General features: G+C 43.8%; 15 protein-coding genes. 12 read left to right on the top strand and 3 right to left on the bottom strand.

What is annotated here, in order from left to right; all coding sequences use genetic code 11:
• Window positions 1-1228: 1228 nt before the first annotated feature.
• Together AC5ELV_RS04940 and AC5ELV_RS04935 are read left to right on the top strand one after the other, a co-directional pair.
• Entirely contained in the window at window positions 1229-2110 is an 882-nt protein-coding gene (locus AC5ELV_RS04940; protein WP_493429330.1) for an AraC family transcriptional regulator, read from the top strand.
• A 102-nt stretch (window positions 2111-2212) separates the two neighbouring features.
• Window positions 2213-3541 carry a prolyl oligopeptidase family serine peptidase gene (locus tag AC5ELV_RS04935; RefSeq protein WP_493429329.1) on the top strand — a complete coding sequence of 443 codons (1329 nt, stop codon included), beginning with the start codon at window positions 2213-2215 and terminating at the stop codon, window positions 3539-3541.
• Between the two features lie 86 nt (window positions 3542-3627).
• On the opposite strand, the gene AC5ELV_RS04930 is transcribed toward AC5ELV_RS04935, so the two are convergent.
• A complete protein-coding gene (locus tag AC5ELV_RS04930) occupies window positions 3628-4416 on the bottom strand; it encodes a polysaccharide deacetylase family protein (RefSeq protein ID WP_493429328.1) in 789 nt (262 codons plus the stop codon).
• Between the two features lie 991 nt (window positions 4417-5407).
• Here AC5ELV_RS04930 and AC5ELV_RS04925 point away from each other — a divergent pair.
• The 8 genes from AC5ELV_RS04925 to AC5ELV_RS04890 all read left to right on the top strand — a co-directional run bounded on the left by AC5ELV_RS04925 (window position 5408) and on the right by AC5ELV_RS04890 (window position 14077).
• The gene (locus AC5ELV_RS04925; RefSeq protein ID WP_493429327.1) at window positions 5408-6124 is read left to right on the top strand and encodes a hypothetical protein; all 717 of its coding nucleotides are present in this window, start codon (window positions 5408-5410) and stop codon (window positions 6122-6124) included.
• 594 nt (window positions 6125-6718) lie between these two features.
• Window positions 6719-7093: a hypothetical protein gene (locus AC5ELV_RS04920; RefSeq protein ID WP_493429326.1), complete on the top strand. Its 375-nt coding sequence runs from the start codon at window positions 6719-6721 to the stop codon at window positions 7091-7093.
• Between the two features lie 259 nt (window positions 7094-7352).
• On the top strand, window positions 7353-8318 hold the full coding sequence (locus tag AC5ELV_RS04915) for a carbohydrate ABC transporter permease (protein ID WP_493429325.1): 966 nt from the start codon (window positions 7353-7355) through the stop codon (window positions 8316-8318).
• On the top strand, window positions 8315-9136 hold the full coding sequence (locus AC5ELV_RS04910) for a carbohydrate ABC transporter permease (RefSeq protein ID WP_029516315.1): 822 nt from the start codon (window positions 8315-8317) through the stop codon (window positions 9134-9136). The genes AC5ELV_RS04915 and AC5ELV_RS04910 overlap by 4 nt, the downstream gene beginning before the upstream one ends.
• A gap of 124 nt (window positions 9137-9260) precedes the next feature.
• Window positions 9261-10625, top strand: a complete 1365-nt coding sequence (locus AC5ELV_RS04905; protein ID WP_493429324.1) for an ABC transporter substrate-binding protein — start codon at window positions 9261-9263, stop codon at window positions 10623-10625.
• A gap of 254 nt (window positions 10626-10879) precedes the next feature.
• Complete coding sequence (locus tag AC5ELV_RS04900) at window positions 10880-11464, top strand: TetR/AcrR family transcriptional regulator (RefSeq protein WP_220027288.1); 585 nt, start codon at window positions 10880-10882, stop codon at window positions 11462-11464.
• 23 nt (window positions 11465-11487) lie between these two features.
• A complete protein-coding gene (locus AC5ELV_RS04895; protein WP_493429323.1) occupies window positions 11488-12852 on the top strand; it encodes an HlyD family secretion protein in 1365 nt (454 codons plus the stop codon).
• A 1-nt stretch (window position 12853) separates the two neighbouring features.
• Window positions 12854-14077 (top strand): ABC transporter permease, encoded by a 1224-nt coding sequence (locus AC5ELV_RS04890; protein WP_071639924.1) that lies wholly within the window; start codon window positions 12854-12856, stop codon window positions 14075-14077.
• A gap of 96 nt (window positions 14078-14173) precedes the next feature.
• Here AC5ELV_RS04890 and AC5ELV_RS04885 read toward each other — a convergent pair whose 3' ends face one another.
• Window positions 14174-16771 (bottom strand): glycine betaine ABC transporter substrate-binding protein, encoded by a 2598-nt coding sequence (locus tag AC5ELV_RS04885; RefSeq protein ID WP_493429322.1) that lies wholly within the window; start codon window positions 16769-16771, stop codon window positions 14174-14176.
• Window positions 16746-17969, bottom strand: coding sequence for a quaternary amine ABC transporter ATP-binding protein (locus AC5ELV_RS04880; RefSeq protein ID WP_029516322.1), 1224 nt, complete (start codon window positions 17967-17969; stop codon window positions 16746-16748). The genes AC5ELV_RS04885 and AC5ELV_RS04880 overlap by 26 nt, the downstream gene beginning before the upstream one ends.
• A gap of 515 nt (window positions 17970-18484) precedes the next feature.
• Between AC5ELV_RS04880 and AC5ELV_RS04875 the strand changes: the two genes are divergently transcribed.
• Window positions 18485-19048, top strand: coding sequence for a GbsR/MarR family transcriptional regulator (locus AC5ELV_RS04875; RefSeq protein ID WP_023987581.1), 564 nt, complete (start codon window positions 18485-18487; stop codon window positions 19046-19048).
• A gap of 153 nt (window positions 19049-19201) precedes the next feature.
• Entirely contained in the window at window positions 19202-20683 is a 1482-nt protein-coding gene (locus AC5ELV_RS04870) for a carboxylesterase/lipase family protein (protein ID WP_493429352.1), read from the top strand.
• Window positions 20684-20902 lie beyond the last annotated feature (219 nt).

The following is a 20902-nucleotide window of genomic DNA, read 5'->3' as shown; positions in this document are numbered from 1 at the left end:
GCACGTGGTAAATATAATTTCCAATAATATTCCATCAATATTCGCCTCCTGTGAACTTCATAAAACTCTTTTTTTAAATACTTTATAATGAACGTTTAAAATGTATTTAAAAAAACATAACGAGTTGGTCACATTCTTATCTTTGATCTCTCGCTACAAAAAAAGACTAAGATATGTAACTGGTTTCATGTCAATAAATTAATTTCAGTACATTTTTCCAAGTTACCAAGCCACAATTATGATATGTGATCGTTAAAATGCCAGCTGTTTAGGATAAATCAATTTAATAAGAACTTCAAAACAAGTTTCTAAGGAAATTTATTAGGTGCTATCTAATCAGCTCGGAACATGTTCTTGTCCCTCGATAAATGCATCTTTAATTGCAACTTTCATTGCAACAATGTTCTCGTTGCTGGACATTTTCTTACTTTTATCTCTCAGTAATTATGTTAGACATAAAAGTTAGGGTGCTTGCTTTAGAGCAAGATACAAAAGATCGTCATGCTCGCAGGAGACGAGAAGGGGACTTTAGAGAATAATAAATTTCGGAAATATCATTGCTACTTCTATGCCTCAATATACAATAGAAGGAAATTGTTGATGAGACCGATATGTGGTGAATATTTCGTTATTTGAATCACAAAAAATCACATAAAAAATCACAATCTCGGCGAATATGGATGAATATAGGCAAATGAAATTTTCTGAATAGGGAACAAACCATGTTATAAAATAAGAATTAAGTTCAGAAACGTTTATCGGCGAGAATCAATCAAAGATGGGCGGTATGATGTAATAGGGTTGAAAAACCTTATGCATCAAGGGCTTCTATGATTAGACGCCCTGTTTAGCCACATAGCATAAAACAAAAGGCTGATTATGGGCTCTCTCATAATCAGCCTTTTTTAATGATCCAAAATACAGTGATATATAGACTTACACACTATTTATAAGGTTTTTTTGTTTTGTTACTTTTAAAATGAAAGCGTTGACATGTGTTTCAACCCACTATATACTTAGCTTAATTAAATGAATAGCACTAGGATTGTTACTGTTACGCAGGCAAAACCTAAGGAACAAAATGTTAAGATCCAAGGATCTTATGTATTTTGTTATACTTAGGTTTTTTTGTTTATAGAGAGAGGAAGGTTAAATACAAGTGGTTTCGGCACTCTGCTGAAGCCATTTTCTTATCTTTATGAGTTCACACCTGAGAGGAGCGACAAACGTGGAATACAAATATGAGCTGGTTCAGGCAGACAATCATTTTCCGTTAAAAATTATAGTTCATTCCTCAAATGATCCAGCGTACATACCTGGGCATTGGCACGATAGCATCGAAATATCCTATGTGCTTTCAGGAAGAATTGACAATATCTATATTGATGGCGCGAGTTATAGCTCCAAAGAAGGAGATATTGTGCTCATTAATTCGAATGCTATTCATTCCTTTTCTGTGGCTAAGGGAAAAGGAAGAGAGGCTATAACCGTTCTGATTCCTTCTGAATTTATTAGAGCAAATGTTAATGGTAATACGTCCATTTCATTTGACTGTATATCCATTTTCGAAACTAACGAGCAGAGATTACAGCATTTTGCGGAGCTGCGTGATTTGTTAAACACCTTATTTGTGGCTTATCTCAATCAGCATAATGACTCTTTAGCACATATCCATTTAACATCGCTATCTTATAAACTGGTGTATCTGTTATTAATGCATTTTAAAATGGATAACGCATCTATCCGCGGCTTTAACTCCGATAAATATTTGGAGCGGCTGACGTTGATAACCAATTATATCAAAGAGAATTACGATCAAAGCTTATCCTTGGATTCCATAGCCCAGGTTTTTGGACTATCTCCCGAATATTTGTCCCGTTTTTTTGTCAAGCATGTAGGGATGACTCTATTTCAATATATCAATGCCATCCGACTGGAAAGATCTTATCGTGTTCTTATGAATACGGATCATTCCATCATACAAATTGCGCTGGAGCACGGTTTTCCGAACGAGAAGTCTTTTGCCAGGGTATTTAAGAAGGTTTTCCAGGCAACACCGCATCAATATCGAAAAGAGAACAAGAGGTATTCTGGCGCAAGGAGTCAGTAATTGACCTTAATTAGGCTAATAAAAGACAGGATGCAAATTAAAAAGATCATTAAAATAAATAAATGTAAGCGTTTCATTAATGGACCTGGGAGGTAAGACATCATGTTTAAACGGTTTCAAAAGGCTGCTAAAACAACTATGTTACTCACTTTAGCTATCGGTACGACTCTTGCGTTCAGCTCCGGGGCATGGGCTAAGGATGCAAAGATACAGCCCACCTCATACCGAACGGTTGCGGAGGTTAAGGATTGGGGGGCAGCCATTACGAAGATCATTGTTAACCTGAGTAAGCCAGTACCTAAAGATGCGATAACAAAGGATACATTTAAGGTGCATGTGGGAAGAAGCGACAGCAGGTTGGTAAATCCCTTTATTGAGAATGGCAACCGTAAGGTCACCAAGGCTTATGTATCGGACAAAAGTGGCAACCCTGTAAATAAAACCGGAAGCTACGTTGTATTAGAAATGGAAGTCGGCCCAGCCTTAACACTAAGCTCAGCTATTCATTATGATGCGGCAGGTTCCGGGTTTAATGCATGGAATGATAACAAATACACAATCACGCAGCAAAAAGCTATTAAAACCACATCAGGAACGATTTCCGGCTTGAAGATTGATACTTCCGCAGGACAGATACGGAAGCTAGTTGATCAATTTACAACCGGCAAAGCTACTTTTGACGGGATTACTTTAACGTATGCGGACTATGCACCGGCAAAAGACAAAGTGAAAAACCCCTTGGTGATCTGGCTGCATGGTATGGGTGAGGGAGGTACAGATCCGACGATTCCGATTTCCGGAAATAATGCAGCCAATTTTGCATCTAAGGATATTCAATCCTATTTTGGTGGGGCTTATGTATTGGCACCTCAGACTCCAACCTACTGGATGGATGGTTTTACAGGCTTCGGAGACGGCACCTCCAAATACGAACAAGCATTGATGTCCTTAATTAAGGATTATGTGGCCAAGAACAAAGACATTGATACAGATCGAATCTACATTGGCGGAGACTCCAACGGTGGTTATATGACTATGCTGTTGATCCGTGACTATAAAGACTATTTTGCAGCCGCTGTGGTTGCATGTGAAGCCTTGAAGGATAGCCTTATAACCGATGAACAAATTAACGAAATGAAGGACCTGCCGATCTGGTTTGTGGCTGCCAAAACCGACACCGTGGTTCCGCCCAACGATTATACGGTTCCGACATACAACCGCTTAGTGAATGCCGGAGCAAAGGATGTTCATATGTCCTTATTTGATAATGTAGTGGATACTTCTGGTTTGTACAAGAAGAGCGACCAAACACCGTATGAATACAATGGCCACTGGTCCTGGATTTACGTGTATAACAACGAAGTATCAAAGGTGATTAACGGAAAGAAAACAACGATGATGCAATGGCTGGCCTCCAAAACATTGGACTAAAGTATAGGCCAAATGCCAAGAATCTCATACTGCAACGCTATATAAAACTCCGTCAACAAATAATTGACGGAGTTTAATTCTTCCTTTCACTTATTCACTTCAATCAGCCCATCCGGTTTTTCACGATTAGAGAGTAATTCGGATACCGTTACGAAGGTAAACCCTCTCTTCTTGAGCTCTGGTAAAATGATTTTCAGGGCTTCGACGGTTTGTGTACTTTGATGTACATAATCGTGCATGAGGACAATGTCGCCATTACGGGCGTTGCGAAGCACATTATTAGCGATACGATGTACGCCAGGTTTTCGCCAATCCAGGGTGTCCTGATGCCAGGACCATAAAATAATTTTCAGCCCCTTCTCCTTGGAGAGCTTGACTAACGAATCGGTGTAGGAGCCGCCGGGGGGTCTAAAAAGATGGGTTCCCGCACCAGTTGCTTGAACGATGCTCGCTTGGCCTTGATCCAATTCTGACAGAGCTTTGTTGCGGGAAATATACTGAAAGGATGAGTGAAGGAAGGTATGGTTGCCCACTTCATGCCCTTCTGCTCGTTCTCGTTTCACAATATCAGGAAGCTTTTCTACACGGCTGCCGACGACAAAAAAGGTCGCTTTAGCATTGTATTCTTTAAGCAAATCCAAAATGGCAGGCGTATTGCTTTTGTCCGGTCCGTCATCGAATGTGAGAGCGATAAGCTTACGATGGGTAGGAACTTCCCACACAATGTCGCCCCGTTCTTCGTAATAGGCCCTTCCCTTTGTAGGAGTAGGGGAGGCGTATGATGGGGCTTGTGCATTGGTAGATGGAGTAGGGCATGAGCTGATACAGAGTAAAGAAACAGCGATTCCAGCGCACAGCAAACGGTTATATTTCATAAGGCTTCTTCTCCGTTCTAACGTATTCTCACATTAGCTTGCCAAGAAGAAGCGTATACCATTCCTCGTTTCTGAAATTCATTTTTGGGATATTAGACCTCAGGAAGAGAAGCGTGGCGATTTTGTTAATTGTAAAGAAGCTGTTGGTACGACCATTTGCGTGGAGGGCGATGCGGTATTTGAAATTTGAAACTCACGAAAGATTACACTAAGAAAACACGCTAAAAATCATAATTTCGGCGAATGAATGTAACGATAAAATTTTTCTTAAAGGGAGGGGTACAAGCTTTAGAACAGGTCTTAAGATTAAATGCGATCATTTGATGAGGCTAAATCCAAGAGGGTGTAAGATGTAATAATGGAATTGATCACCTCTAAAGAGACCAAGGCCTCTCATGAGTTCATTGAACTTGTGAGAGGTCTTGGTTGGCGACCTTTTGAAATAGACTATATATTCCTTGACATAACTCGGTTAGAATTTCAAGTTAGCCGAATAGTGCCTAATACTAATAATCCCTCTTGCAAATTAGTATTTTTTTTCTAGCTGCTCCTTTAGTATTTCTAATTGCTTAGTAAGCAATTCTATTTTTCTCTGGAATAATTTATTTGTTTTTCTTACTTTAAAGAAGTAGATCGACGCACATGAACATATAAAAACATGAATAAAGCAGAACCAGTAGATTATGGTTACAGATATAGTCCAGGTTCCTATTGGAATCCTCTCCTTACTTCGATTTTATTAGCTGGGTTGTTTCTGCCAAAATCTTATCCAATTGATGCATTGCTTTGTTTTTTTTAAAAGTGTTAATGATAAAAATAAGCGCAAAAATGAAGAGCAGTATTTCGCTTCCTAAGAAAAAAAAAATAGACATTTCATGAAGAAATAATTTGTCAAACATAAATAACCCTCCAAAATTTAATAATATTTGACATATAAATCTATAATATGTTAATCTTCAATAGTATCATACCATATTATAGGAGGAAGAACATGAAAAAAGTTGTAGCGTCTGCAATATTGTCCGCCTCTCTTTTACTTTCAGTGGCACCCGCTAGTTTTGCAAGTGAGGTTCCTTCTGTTACATTTTCAAATCAGGATTTAGATAAGATATCTAATCATTTAAATGATTTGGGGCTTTCTGAAAAAGTGCAACAAAGCTTAATAGAAAAGATTAAGGCAGGAGAACTTCCTGATTCTGACAATCCAGAGAAAAAAGGTACTGGTATTATAAGTGAAATAGAATCACCAGATGGTTTAAAAATACAAAAAACTACATTTCCCGATGGCTCCGTAATTCAGTCAACAATAGATCTTACAAACGCGAAAATAAAGGAAGAACATGTTATTACTCCAAATGATGTTTCAGGAGGATATGCCTCAGGAGGAACTGGTTATAGAACATTTACAAATGCAACAGTAAGAGAAGAAACCTCTTTCGTTAAAGCAAGATTTTTTGCTGATTATACATTAGTTCAAGGTGGAAATAGCTATATATCAGACGCTTATGATCCTTATGTTGATATCATCGGGGGATACTCAAGTGGTGATAATTTGGTTGTTGATCAACCTAAACAGACTGACTCAAGACCTGCTCGTGCAACCTTGACATTTACTTGGGTTAAAATTAATGGTTACTTTAGCTCTACATACAAATTATTTTTATATGTTCACAACAGTCAAGCAACCTCACAATTACAAACATATTAATTAAATAGTTTGTTGTATTTTTATTCTATTTATAAGCGAGAAACAGAAAAAGGCTTCCTCAAAGTGAATAAACTCTGGGAAGTCTTTTTTTATGATTTGACGAGCAAGTTCAGTATAGGAAGCATCTGGAGGAGGAAAAAGATGGGGTTCTGTACCCGTAACTTATACGATGCGGGCTTGGCACTGATCCTCCAGACAGAGCTTTGTTACGGAACTATGATGGAAGGATGGATTATGGAAGGTATGATTGCAGACTTCATGTCCTTTTTTTCATTTCCTTGTGGTCGGTTGAACTTCCCATACAATGTCCCTTTGTTATATCATCCCTGTAAGGACAGGGGAGAGGTGTGATACGACCTGCGTAGTAATATTAGTATAGTATTGTGAGATACAAGCTGACACAGCAAGGCGCGGATTACGGAGTTATGCTGAAGAAGAGTGATAGCTTGCTTGTTGATAACATCCTGTACCCATGTTAAGTTGTACATATCCATCCTTGGTTTCAATGTGCAGTTACGGGACAAGCCGCAAAAGCTGATCTGAGGTCATGGAGCTGCGACTCGTTCCTGAACTTCGAACAGGAGATGAGACGGGATGCAAACAAATGAAAAAGAGTTGCGAGCTATTAGTCTGACGTTAGAAGCGGGCGAACACATCCGATCATGTATGGGGTGTACGTATGATTTGCAACAGAGCTCCCAGAAGATATCGCATCATGGAATGCTGGCAGTGACGTCCCAACGAATCATCTTTTATTCCTGCACTATGGGTACTCCTTGGGTCAAGTTCATCAATTATCACCATATTTCACTGGCTAAGCTGGATAAGGATTTGTTGGATTCTAGGGGTAACATCACGCTGATCAATCAGGGTGTGAACGAGGTGTTCACCCACCTGTCGAGTGGAGATTGTATAGAAAGGTTTGTAGCTGAACTAGAGCAAGAAGCAGGTATCTCTTGTGAGAACTAATGATTATGGAAAACAAATAACTAAAACCTCCAACTTCGTAATGTGCCAAGAAGGCTACTTACAGAATTTGGAGGTTTTTTGTCTTTTAATTAGAGAGATATATGGAGCGAGCGCTAGCTCAACAGGGTTATAACCAATAGAGAGTTGCTTTTACAAAAAGAAAAAACATTAACATTTTACTCCAGCCCACTTGATGTTCCCTTTACATCAAAACGATACACTTACTGAGGTTGGTTTGAAAAGAAAGGGGCGCTCCGTTTTGGGTGAGCTTAACAAATCTATGGGACTGGGGACGAGGAGACAGCAACAGACTTCGTCTAAAGCCCACATACGCACGGGTTCGCTAAAAATTCAAAGACTGCGCGAAAACGCGCTGGCGTATACCTTTTTGGCTCCATCGCTTATTTTGTTTGCTGTATTTATGTTTTACCCGATGATCAAGTCTGTTTATCTCAGCTTGCATTCTACAGATCCCGCAGGAAACGTTGCAGCTTATGTGGGGTTAGATAATTTTACTACACTTTTCAGCTCGGGACTGTTTCTACAAGGGATTAAGGTCACACTCCTGTTTGCACTGCTAACAGTACCAGTAGGTATTTTATTGGCGCTGGTACTGGCTGCACTTACACACAGTAAATTACGGGGAATGCGTATCTTCCAGTTTGCCTTTTCGCTGCCGATGGTGTTGTCGGTGGGTTCATCTGCGGTCATTTGGAAATTTCTTTTTCATCCGACACTGGGGATGTTCAACTATGTGCTTTCCCTGCTACATATCAATCCGGTTCCGTGGCTGACCAGCCCGGATTGGGCACTGTTCTCAGTAGCCATGATGACCATCTGGATGAATCTTGGCTTCAATTACATTATCTTATCGAGCGGACTTCAAGGGATTCCAGATGACATGTATGAAAGTGCCAAAATGGACGGAGCTGGCCCGCTCGTCACCTTCTGGCGTATCTCCATGCCACTGTTATCACCGACGATCTTTTTCGTAACCGTAGTTTCCATCATTGGAGCCTTCCAGTCTTTTGCTCAAATTAACATTTTGACCAAAGGCGGCCCGGTGAACAGTACGAATGTATTCGTGTATTCCATCTATCAGGAAGCTTTCGTTAATTTCCGGTTCGGAACGGGGAGCGCGCAGGCCATTGTCTTGTTTGCTGTCATTCTGCTGCTCACGATGATTCAGTTCAAATGGGTGGAAAGAAAGGTGCATTACCAATGAAACGACACCTGAATTCAACATTGCTGTATGTGCTGCTTACGATTGCAGCTGCTCTCATTTTGTATCCGGTTATATATACGTTTTTTATGGCAGTCATGTCGCCGGAGGAAGCAAGCGCTTATCCACCAAGCTTTTTTCCTCATTCTTTTCATATGGCGAATTTCACAGAAGTGTTTGAAATTGTTCCGATTGCAGCCTTTATTGGAAATACATTTCTCATTTCGGGTCTGACGATGATTGGGCAGTTGATTACAGCCAGCTTGGCGGCCTACGCCTTTGCCAAAATGGAATTCAAGGGGAAAAACTTCATTTTTAGCATGTTTGTAGCGACGATGATGATCCCTTGGGAAGTGACCATTATTCCAAACTACCTAACGGTACGAAGCTGGAATTGGCTTGATACATATCAAGGATTGACGGTTCCTTTTCTGGCGACGGCATTCGGGACATTCCTGTTAAGGCAATTTTTTCTCCAGCTTCCCAAGGAACTGTTTGAGGCGGCTCGAATGGATGGGTGCGGACATATCCGTTACTTTCTGTTCCATGTGCTTCCGTTATCGCGCCCAGCGCTCGGAACACTGGCTGTGTATTCGTTCCTGAATATGTACAATTCGTACCTCTGGCCTTTACTGATTACCAACAGTGAAAATATGCGTACGGTACAGATCGGGATATCCATGCTCGAATTTCAGGAATCGACTTCATGGAATCTGGTATTTGCGGGTACGGCCCTTGTCATTTTACCGTCTCTGCTCCTGCTGATCTTTGGACTAAAACAGTTGGTTCGTGGAATGGCAGCGGGTGCACTTAAAGGCTGATCACATATGTCAAATGAAAAGCAACACCTGCGCAAGCAGCCCATATACAGAGCTTCAACCACAAGAATATCGCATGAGAATGCCAATTCAAGAATCATTTAATCAAAGGGAGAGAAGAGAGATTATGAGATTTTTTCGTCTGAAAAGTGCATTGACCCTGCTTATTCTGACTGCCATGGTGGTTGCAGCAGGTTGTAGCAATAATACTGCTGCAGAGAAGCCGAGTAATGGTAGTGATGAGGCAGCAGCGGCTTCCCCAGTGAAGCTGACTTGGTGGCATTCGATGTCCGGTAACGGTGAAAAAGCAATCAAGCAGATCGCTGCTGACTTTAACGCCAGTCATAAGGACATTCAGGTAGAGCCAGTATATCAAGGCAAATATGATGATAGCTTGAACAAGCTGAAAGCGTCGCTTGGTTCCAACAGCGGCCCGGACATCATTCAAGTATACGAAATCGGTAGTAAATTCATGATCGACTCCAAAATGATTACACCTGTACAACAATTTATTGATGCAGACAAGTTCGATCTGTCGCAACTAGAGCCGAATATTACACGATACTACACGATTGATGGTAAATTGAACGCCATGCCGTTCAATACGTCAAACCCGATCTTGTACTATAACAAGAATGCATTCAAAGCGGCAGGACTTGATCCAGCTAACCCTCCGAAAACGTATGATGAATTCGAAAAGGCTGCCAAAGCCTTGAGCAAGGATGGTAAGTCCGGTGCTTCCATTGCCATCTACGGCTGGTTTATGGAGCAACTGTTTGCCAATCAGAACGCGGATTATGTGAATAATGGCAACGGACGCGATCAAGCTGCAACGGAATCCATGCTAAATTCGGATGCTGGTGTAAAAACGCTGACGTGGTGGAAGAAAATGATCGATGAAAAGGTTGTATCCAATCTGGGACGTAACTCGGACGATACGGCAAAAGCTTTTTCCGCAGGACAAATTGCGATGACACTGGATTCCACCGCTTCGCTGCGTAATATTGTGGAGCAGGTTGGCGATAAATTTGAAGTAGGCACAGGATTCCTGCCAAGAGCCAATGAAGCTAAAGAAGGCGGCGTGGTTGTAGGCGGCGCGAGTTTGTACATTATGAACAACAAGCCTGAAGCCCAGCAGAAGGCAGCATGGGAGTTCATTAAATTCGTCGCTTCCCCAGCTGTACAGGCGCAATGGAGTGTAAATACCGGGTACTTCCCGATCACGAAAGCAGCCTATGACGAAAAGGTGCTCAAAGACAATATGGTAAAATATCCACAATTCCAGACAGCGGTTGACCAATTGCACGCATCGGCACAATCCACCGCTACACAGGGCGCAGTGATGGGCGTATTCCCAGAAGCGCGTCAAATCGTCGAAGGTGCAATCGAGGCCGTTCTGAGTGGCCAGCAACAGCCAAAACAGGCATTGGATCAAGCCGCACAAGAAATTACAGGCAAAATTGCGCAATACAATCAAACGGTGAAAAAATAGTCGGCCTTCCCTTAAAATCGGTTGATAATCCGTGGAATGGCCCCCTTATCATCCGATTTTATGACATAGCGGATCGAACGAGTGACCCCCTCACTTATTCGATCCGTTTTTGCTTTTCATTTTTAGAATAAGTGTTTAGACGAAAAGTCTAAAATGAATTATTTTCATTTTTCCTATTGCTGGATAACTAAAAATGGGCTTATAATAAATACATAATTTTTGTACTGGACGGTCAGTTCAAAAAAGGAGGAAGCATGAAACAGCAAACGAAGGAAATTATTTTTAACGGCGCACTTAAAGCTTTTTCCGAACGAGGATTTAATGAAACAAATATGGAAGAAATCGCTAAGGTTTGTGGCATAGCCAAGGGCACCCTGTACTACAATTTTAAAAACAAGCAAGAATTGTACATTTACATTTTGAAGATGGGGATGGAGCGTTTTGTCCGGGATATCCATGAAGCAATGGCTCATACTCCTAAAGATCAGGTGGAGCTTAGGGTTCGTAAGCTGATCCAAGTACATATTGAGTTTATTGTGAGAGAGCCGGACTTTTGCCGTCTATTGGTCAGTAAGGGCTGGGTTTCACAAGAGCAGCATTTTAATATTAGGCAGGTGCTGGCTGATTATTTTGATTTTATGGAGGCAGAGATCGATTCAGGTAAGTTATATGGGAAAATTTCAAGTAAGCTGGATGCCAAAACGACAGCCAATTGCTTATTTGGGATTTACATTTTTGCTCCGATGCGGTCAATGGTTTGGGGCGAAACGATGAATCTGCAAGAGGTTCGTGAAAGTATTGAAGTATTTGTGTGTAATGCATTGGGCATGCAACATTAATAGACAGATGGAGTGATGAGAGCATGAAAGCTAAAAAATATACGATTTACGTCGTACTTATTATTTTAATCGCGGTTGGAATATATGCCTTAACTGCTTTTCCACGGGGGGGAAGTAGCTTGTCTGCGGATCAGTCTTCTTCCATTCCTACGGCTTATGTGGAGTCAGATACCCTCAATGCCAGCTTTAAAATGGCAGGACGGATTGACCAGATGCTCGTCAAAGAAGGCGATCAGGTGAAAAAGGGGCAGGTGTTAGCCCATTTGGAAAGTCGCGAGTTGGAAGATAAGGTGAAGCAGGCACAGGCGGCGTTGCTGGCAGCCAAGAGTAATGTATCCAAAGCAAAAGCTGGAGTGTTGCAGGCTCAAGCAGGAGTAGGCCAGGCACAGGCTACTGTGAGCGCCGCTCAGGCCAAGAAAAGCCAAGGCACGACAGCAGTCGGTGTAACTGCACAGGCCTCCTCCAGCCAGATTGAACAGGCACAAGCGGCTGCGGGCGCAGCCAAAGCAAAGCTGGATGCACTCAAGAGCGGCGCAAGACCGCAAGAGCTGGAGCAAGCGCAAGTAGCTGTGAAAGCAGCCAAAGAAACACTAGATCTGACCGTTAAAAATTTGGAGCGTGCCAAAAAGCTGCAAGAGGCCGGGGCAGCAACACAAGCGTCACTGGATCAAGCGACGCTGGATCATCAACAGGCTGAAGCCAAGTACAATTCAGCCTCTCAACAACTGAATATGGTACGTGAAGGAAGCCGTAAGGAGGAAATTACGGCGGCTGAAGCTCAATACCGTCAAGCCTTGGCTGCAGTGAAGGAAGCACAGGCAGGAGCAGGCAAGGTTGCCGTGCAACAGGAAGATGTCAAAGCTGCTCAGGCTTCGGTAGAGCAAGCGCAATCCGCTGTGAAGGCGGCGCAATCGACAGTTGAGCAGGCGCAATCTGCTGTTGCAGGTGCCAATGCACAGGTAGCCCAAGCGGAAGCCGCGCTTCAGGAAGCTCAGACCTATTTGAGCTACACTACGCTATATGCGTCCGAAGATGGAATCGTAAAATCCAAGTCGCTTAGCTTGGGTGAAATGGCTAGCGCAGGCTTCCCGGTCTATACCATTGAAACTTCGACACAACGTTGGGCTAAATTCTATGTACCTGAAACGTCTCTGAACGGTCTTCAAGCAGGGGATACCGTCCAAATTAAATTGCTGTCTGGCGGTAAGGAGCTGAAGGGCAAAGTCATTCTGTTAGAATCGGCTGCGGACTTTGCCATTCAAAAACCAAGCCAAAGCTCCGGTGACAAGGATGTCCGTTCCTTCGGTGTTAAAGTAGCATTGCCAGACCTTGCTGCTTCGGTTCCAACAGGCTCCACGGTTCTGTTTACAGGCAAAGGGGCGCAGTAATATGCAGGATTCACAGGAAAGACTTCGTATCCGCGATGTGTTTCGCGAGGAATGGCTGAGCATCTTCCGGGACCGCCGCTTTATGGCTATTCTGCTGATTACGCCGATTGTGTATACGATACTATTCGGCTTCCTGTATTCACATCAGCGGATTACCGAGATGCCTGTCACAGTGTACGACGGAGATAATTCGCAGCTCAGTCGCCAGATCATTCAGGCGTTCGATTCGACCGACTCATTTGCCGTTACACGGCAAGCGACCAATCAGGAAGATGTAGTTCGCCAGGTAGAGACCGGAGAAGCTAAGGTCGGAATCGTCATTCCCGACAACTTTACCACTCGGCTTAAGCATGGGGAAAATCCCCCCGTGCTCACGCTGATTGACGGCAGTAATATGATGTACTCCAATAGCGCCAGTAGGATTGCGAATCAGGTCATTAGCAGCGTAAGCGCTGGAGTATCGGTCAATTCCATGAAACAAAAGGGAATGAATGCCGATCAGGCTGCCTCGACGCTGACTACCATTCCGTTCCGATCCAGAGTGCTATTTAACCCGGTATATGATTATAAGCTTTTCATGCCACTAGGGGTTATTTCTGCGGCTCTCCAGCAGTGTCTGTTGCTTGGGATTGCGTTGTCCTGCACGCGTGATAAGGAAGCGGGGACTTGGGGAAGATTTGGTGCATGGAGAAATACCCCTTGGCGTTTGGCTATTGCCAAACTGGCACCGTATTATGCAGCGGGAGCTTTCAATGTGCTGACTGTATTCAGTATCAGCGCTCTATGCTTTGATATTCCGTTTAGGGGGCAGGTACTGCCATTGATTTTGGTGTCGCTGGTCTTTAACTTTGCCTTGTGCGGATTAGGCTTCCTGTTCAGTCTCTTTTCCAAGACCAGAGTGGATGCGACCCAAACCTTGATGCTGATTGCTGTTCCTTCCTTTATGCTATCAGGCTATACGTGGCCATTGGAAGCAATGCCCGGCTTCTTGCGGGGGCTTGCTGAAATATTGCCACTGACGTATTACTTGGATGCTGTACGGAACATCACGCTCAAAGGACTGGATATCACATACATCTTCAAAGATATGATTGCTCTAGGCGTCATTGGTTGTGTGAGTCTGCTGGTGTCCTTTGCAATCTATCCGTTATTCTTTAGACAGCACCAGACGACAGGCCAGCATGCCGATGTGCCCGCTCAAGAAGGATTCACGCTAAAAGGCTGAGAGCAACTTTAAATATGGATATCATAAAAAGGCAGATCAGGAGTAAACCCTGATCTGCCTTTTACTTATTTGTATGGTTTAAAAGCGGAAAAAATATTATTGCGGCGCTTTAAGATCCTCGATAGAATCAATCGGCACATAGGATGGAACGACAAGCCCGGACATAACGCCAGTCATGCTTGTTCCGATGTCATCTACCTTATCCTTGTATTGAGCCCAATAATCAGCATGCGTCAATGGAAGCCAAGCGGCAGCGGTAGCATCTACACTTCCGCCGGCCACGCCAGTCCACATTGGGCCGATTTCCACTTGCAGGGCTGTTACTTTATAGCCCAATTTTTGTTCCAATACATATTTCAATACGTTCGTACTAGCAATTTCAGAATCCCAAGCAGCGTAGCTCAGCTTCAAAGGATCACCGTTGACGGGCTGTAGACCCTTGATCCATTCCTGAACCTTGTCAGGATGTTTATCAGCCCAGTTCTTGGCAGCCTGCTGTGGGGCAGTACCGTCCTGAATCGCGATCATCACTTCACCCATATCTTCAGCAGTCCACTTAAAGCGGCTTAGAAATTCATAAGCCACAGGAGCATCCTGCTTCAAACCTTTGCGGGCGATCGTATGAATTTCTTCCTTATCTCCATACGCTTTTTTAGGATCTTTCAGGTATTTCAAATCATATTTGTTAAACATCCAGTGAGGAGTCCAACCTGTTACGACAATAGGCTGCTTGGCTTTGATAGCTTTATCCAGTGTAGCGGTCATAGCAGCTCCAGAGCTTTCAAGCAGCTTCCAGTCGGACAAGCCATAGTCATTAATAGCTTTAGCGGTCAGCTTCATTAGTCCGGCTCCAGGATCGGTACCGACAATGCGGTAGCCGACCTCTTTGCCAAAGTCCTCAGTTGTGGCGGAAGCCGGAGCCGCTTCGGCTCCGTTATCCTGCAAATCAGTAATCGATTTAACATCCATGTAAGCTGGAACGACCAATCCGGTTTTAACACCGCTCATATTAGCCCCAAGATCGTCGAGCTTATCCTTGTATTTAGCCCAGTAATCCGCATGTGTTAACGGCAACCATGCAGCCGGTGAGGCATCTACATCACCACTAGCGACACCCGTCCACATAGGACCTGCTTCCACTTGCAGTGCGGTTACTTTGTAACCCAGTTTGTTCTCCAAAATATAACTTAGCAAATTCGTACTGGCAATTTCGGAATCCCAAGCTACATAGCTCAGCTTGAACGTGTCGCCATTGACAGGTTGCAGTCCATGAGTCCATTCCTGAACCTTGTCGGCATGTTTCTCCGCCCAATCCTTGGCAGCTTGCTCAGGACTGGTTCCGGCTTGAATGGCGACCATCATTTCACCCATATCTTCTGGTGTCCATTTGAAACGTTTCAGAAACTCATAAGCGATAGGAGCATCCTGTTGCAATCCTTTACGGGCAATCGTATGAATACCCTCGGCTTCACCATAAGACTTCTTAGGGTCTTCCAAATATTTGAGATCATACTTGTTGAACATCCAATGTGGAGTCCAACCTGTAATAATGATCGGTTTTTTCGCTTTAATAGCTTTGTCCAGTGTGGCTGTCATGGCTGCTCCGGAACCTTCAACGAGCTTCCAATCAGACAAATTGTAGTCTTGAATTGCTTTGGCAGTCGATTTCATAATGCCTGCCCCGGCATCAATACCGATAATTTTGTAACCGACTTCTTCGCCAACCGGGTTGGCAGCAGCGTTACCTTTGCCAGATGCGGAATGATCTGTAGCAACAAAATATTGGGAAGCACCAGCGATCAAAATGACAGCTGTAACTGCAGAAGTAATCCATACTTTTTGCTTGCTGGATACGCGGCTTTTGCCTTTTTGCGTAGGTTTAAATAGGTTTTGCGTAAAACGGTCAAGCACAATAGCCAGAACGACAACAGCTAAGCCGGCTTCAAAACCTTTACCAATTTGCAGCTGTGTCACAGCACGGTACACAACAGCACCGATACCTTCTGCACCGATCATGGAAGCAATGACAACCATGGACAGTGACAGCATAATCGTCTGGTTAATACCAGCCATTAAGGTAGGCAATGCCAGTGGAAGCTGAACTTTGAACAGCTTTTGCGCAGATGTTGAACCGAAAGCATCTGAGGCTTCGATCAGCTCACCTGATACTTGCATAATCCCCAAGTTAGTCATGCGAATGGTTGGGGGGATAGCAAAGATAACAGATGCGATAACACCCGGCACAACACCCAGGCTGAAAAAGGTAACCGCTGGGAGCAAGTACACGAACGCAGGCATCGTCTGCATAAAATCAAGTAAAGGCGTGATAATGCGGGATGCGGATTTACTGTATGCACACCAGATCCCGATGGGAATCCCGATAACAATGGATACGAGCGCAGACGTGATGACCAGTCCGAGCGTATTCATTGTTTCACTCCAATAGCCGAGATTATCAATCAGCAGGAAGCCGATGACAGTAAATAGCGTAAGCTGAACCCGCCCGATCATAAAGGCGATAATCCCGATGATCACAATGAACACCAGAGGGTGCGGAAGCATGAACAGGCCTGAGAAAAAGCCTACTACAGCTTCTATAATAGAAGAAATAACATTAAACAATCCAGCCAGATGAATACCCATCCAGTCGACAATGGATTGAATCCACTCAGCGATTGGCAGTTTCGGTATCATGGGCATTCACCTCCTTTGTAGTGGTAACATCTCCACCAAGTGCGCCGAGCAATGCTCCACGGACGATAACGCCCAGCAGTTTTTGCTTGTCATCGACCACAGCCAGCGGCACCTTGGACGAGCTTGTAATTTCAAACAAATCATTAATGACAGTCTCGGCAGCGACCTGTGGTCCGTCAGTAATCAAAATATCTTCAATTTTCAAATTATTGCGCAGTGCATGAACAGCATCCTCGGCGTTAATAACACCCAGTAGCTTTTTGGTACGGTCAATGACGAACAAATTGGAAATCCCACGCTCCCGCATCAATTCCAGAGCCACACGCGGACCACGATCCATGGTAATGGTTTCTGGACGAAGCATGACATGAGCAGCCGTCAATACCTTGGACAGATCCACATCCTCGACGAAGCGGGCTACATAAGAGTTAGCCGGTTGGATCATAATTTCTTCCGGTGTACCGATTTGTACGACCGCCCCGTCTCGCATCAATGCAATCCGGTCACCAATCCGCAGCGCTTCATCCAGATCATGGGTGATAAACACAATGGTTTTCTTCATTTTATCTTGAAGCTCCAACAGCTCATCCTGCATGTCACGGCGAATGAGAGGGTCCAATGCACTGAACGCTTCATCCATCAGAAGCACTTCAGGGTCATTAGCCAGCGCCCGTGCCAGACCGACACGCTGCTGCATACCGCCACTCAATTCATCCGGCATTTTATCGCCCCAGTTTTTAAGACCAACCAGTTCCAGCGCTTGTTGCGCCTTTTCCTGACGCTGTGCTTTTTCTACCTTTTGAATTTCAAGACCGTATTCTACATTTTCTAGTACAGTCCGATGTGGGAACAGGGCGAATTTTTGAAAAACCATGCTGATGGTTTTACGACGAACTTCGCGAAGTTGTTCTTTGTTCATCTTACGGAGATCTTTGCCGTGGACCAGAATTTCACCGGAGGTAGGCTCAATCAAGCGATTTAGCATTCGCACCAAAGTGGACTTCCCACTGCCTGATAGCCCCATAATCACGAAAATTTCACCTTGCTTAATTTCCATGTTGGCCTTATTGACACCAACAGTAATCTGTTTTTCTTTGGCCAGCTTTTCCTTGCCCCAGCCTTGCTCCAGGAGCGGAACACCTTGCTCTGCGTGAGGACCAAAGAGTTTGCTGACATTTTTGACTTCCAAAATCGTCATACATACACCTCTTCTTTCTATACTTTGCTTGGTATTAACCCCATGTTGCATTAAGGATTGAGTATAAAAATCATAATTCTGAACATCCTGAACGGTTAATGACAAAATTAATTGTAACAGAAGCATTGCTTACATTTCAAACAAAAAAACTGTTCATAAAGTACGTACAGAAAAAACTGTACAAAGTTTCCTTTGATATGCTCCCTCGTTCTATAGAATGCTCAAACATTCGGAACTTTACAACCGATAGTGCTTTTTTTAAAATAGACAATGAAATATAACCATAAGAAAAAGATTTATGTATATCCATAATTTTAAAAGTTTACTATCATTAGCAATTTTGCGAATTATGATTTTGAACGACCCATGCTGTTGTAATATAGACAGAAGCTTTGCTTTTGAAACATTTCATATATTATTGAAAGATTTCATATATTGCGTCAAAGCTAATCTTTTACGGGTAAATCGTTCATACTAGGTTGTGCAAAATGCTCTAAAATTAGGAGGTTGCAAGCATGAGCTTGTACCAGTTAGGTGATGAGCAGCAGGCTTCGCTGCAAAAAATTCGCAAACGTGTCATAGAAGCTATAGGTAAAAACATGGACCTGTATGGGATCACTTTGTCTGCGGGGCATTTATACGGTCTGCTTTTTTTTGCGGATAAACCGATGACGCTGGACGAGATGGGCCGTGAAATGGAAATGAGTAAAACGAGCATGAGTACAGGAGTTCGAACATTATTGGATCTGAAAATGGTAAATAAGGTATGGAGCAAGGGCTCACGCAAAGACTTGTATGAAGTTGAATATGACTGGCATCAAACATTCACTGACTTCTTCGCTATTAAATGGAGAAAAGCGGTAGAAACAAATTTACTGGTGCTGCGCAAAGCCATAGATGAGCTGGACAGATTGATGAATCAGGGTGAAGAGTACGAGGAATTTAAGGCAATTCTTCAGCAAGACCGTTTGAAAATGAAGCAGGCCGTCGCTTATTACAAGTGGCTAGACCGACTAATTGACTCTATGGAAAGCGAAGAAATTTACAAGCTGATTCCTAAAGAAGAAGTTCGGGATTAATCGCTATTTCCCTATCTTGTTTATAAAAATGCCGGAGCGCAAAAGTGCTTCCGGTATTTTTTGGTTTGGCCGTGTGCAAAGGGTATAATAGAGATATGTAAAGATTGATATTATACCGTTGTGTTGAAGATACGAAATAAAGGAGGCTTCATGATGGAGAGTATTACAGTACATACTCGTTTAGGTCAATTACGTGGGGAAACGGGGAATGGATATCATGTATGGAAAGGTATCCCATATGCACAGCCTCCTGTTGGAAAACTACGTTTTCACGCACCCCAGCCTTTGGAGTCTTGGGAGGGTGTACGGGCTGCGACGAGTTTTGGGCCAATCTGTCCGCAACCTATGCCATCCGCTGAAAGTATGACTGGGAATCTGGTGGAACCGCCTGAGCAGTCAGAGGATTGCTTATACCTGAACATTTGGACACCTGCTTCGAAGGCTCCTGAGAAGGGACGTCCGGTGATGGTGTGGATTCATGGCGGTGCCTTTGTCACGGGGTCCGGGATTATACCTTTATATGACGGGGAACGCATGGCGAAGAATGGCGATGTTGTGGTTGTTACGATCAATTATCGATTGGGACCGTTAGGATTTTTGCATCTGACTCCAAAGGGAGATGGCCTGACCTCTAATGCGGGACTGCTGGATCAGATTGCTGCGCTGGAATGGGTTAGGGATCACATCTCTGCCTTTGGCGGTAACCCGGACGAAGTAACGGTGTTCGGTGAATCGGCAGGCGCGATGAGTATTGCCGCTTTATTGGCGATGCCAGCCGCTGAGGGACTGTTCCAGCGTGCGATTTTGCAGAGCGGTGCGTCGCAGGTATTGCCAACCTCACAGGCCGAACAAGTGACGGCTGTGTATCTGCAGCAGCTGGGTGTGGACACTCAACATCCAGAACGGTTATTTACGCTGCCGACAGATGCGCTGATGCTAGCTATGGCGAAGACGCATGAAGTCATCGGACCAGGAATGGCGATGATCTATCAACCCGTCGTGGACGGTGTGACCTTGCCAGAAGAACCGTTGTCTGCAATCGCGCAAGGTTCAGCAAAGCAGGTATCCGTTTTGATTGGAACGAACTTGCATGAGGGGGCCTATTTCATCCGAAAAGAATCCCATCTAATGAACAAGTCAACAGCGAGTCAGGCATTGGAAATGATGACAGGCATGTCAGACATCGGCGACCTGATAGAACCATTTCCGGTTACGATTGAGGGGCAGGCACAAATGTTGACTGATCTATTTTTTTGGCGTCCTGCATTGGCTCTTGCTGTTGCGCAGTCGGCGCATGCGCCTGTATGGATGTATCGTTTTGATTGGACATTGCCGGGGCATCCTACTTTTGGACAAGCGGTTCACGGTGCAGAAATTGCGTTTGTTTTCGATAATCTGGAGCTGCTAGGTAAGCTTGGATTAGAGATTCAACCGTCGATGCAGAAGCTGGCTCAAGCTATGCAGCAGGCATGGGTTGCTTTTGCACGTGACGGGAAGCCTGTGCTGTCCGAGGGGGCTTGGCCGATGTACGACAGGGAAGAGCGGACTACAGCTATTTTCCATCAGGATATTAAGGTGGAGCACGACCCCGAAGGAGATAGACGCCGTCAGCTAACCGGTCAGATGACCCTATAAGTAAACAAGAGAGAGCATCCCAAGAACTCACATGGAAAAAGCCTTCGCCCGTAATTTATATACGGTCGAAGGCTTTTGTTAGTCAGGATTTTGCAAAATTCGATTCCAGTCGCTCCAAAGTGCAAGATATTGACGAACTAAACCATTTCGATCTATATCTTGTTCATTGGAAGTCGCTTATTGGATTTTTGCAAAATCCTCTAGTAATCAGATGTGCTG

This window comes from Paenibacillus sp. NMA1017, from assembly GCF_058895805.1.
Note: the sequence above shows the minus strand (reverse complement) of the source record. Positions and strands in the feature narration are given on the sequence as shown.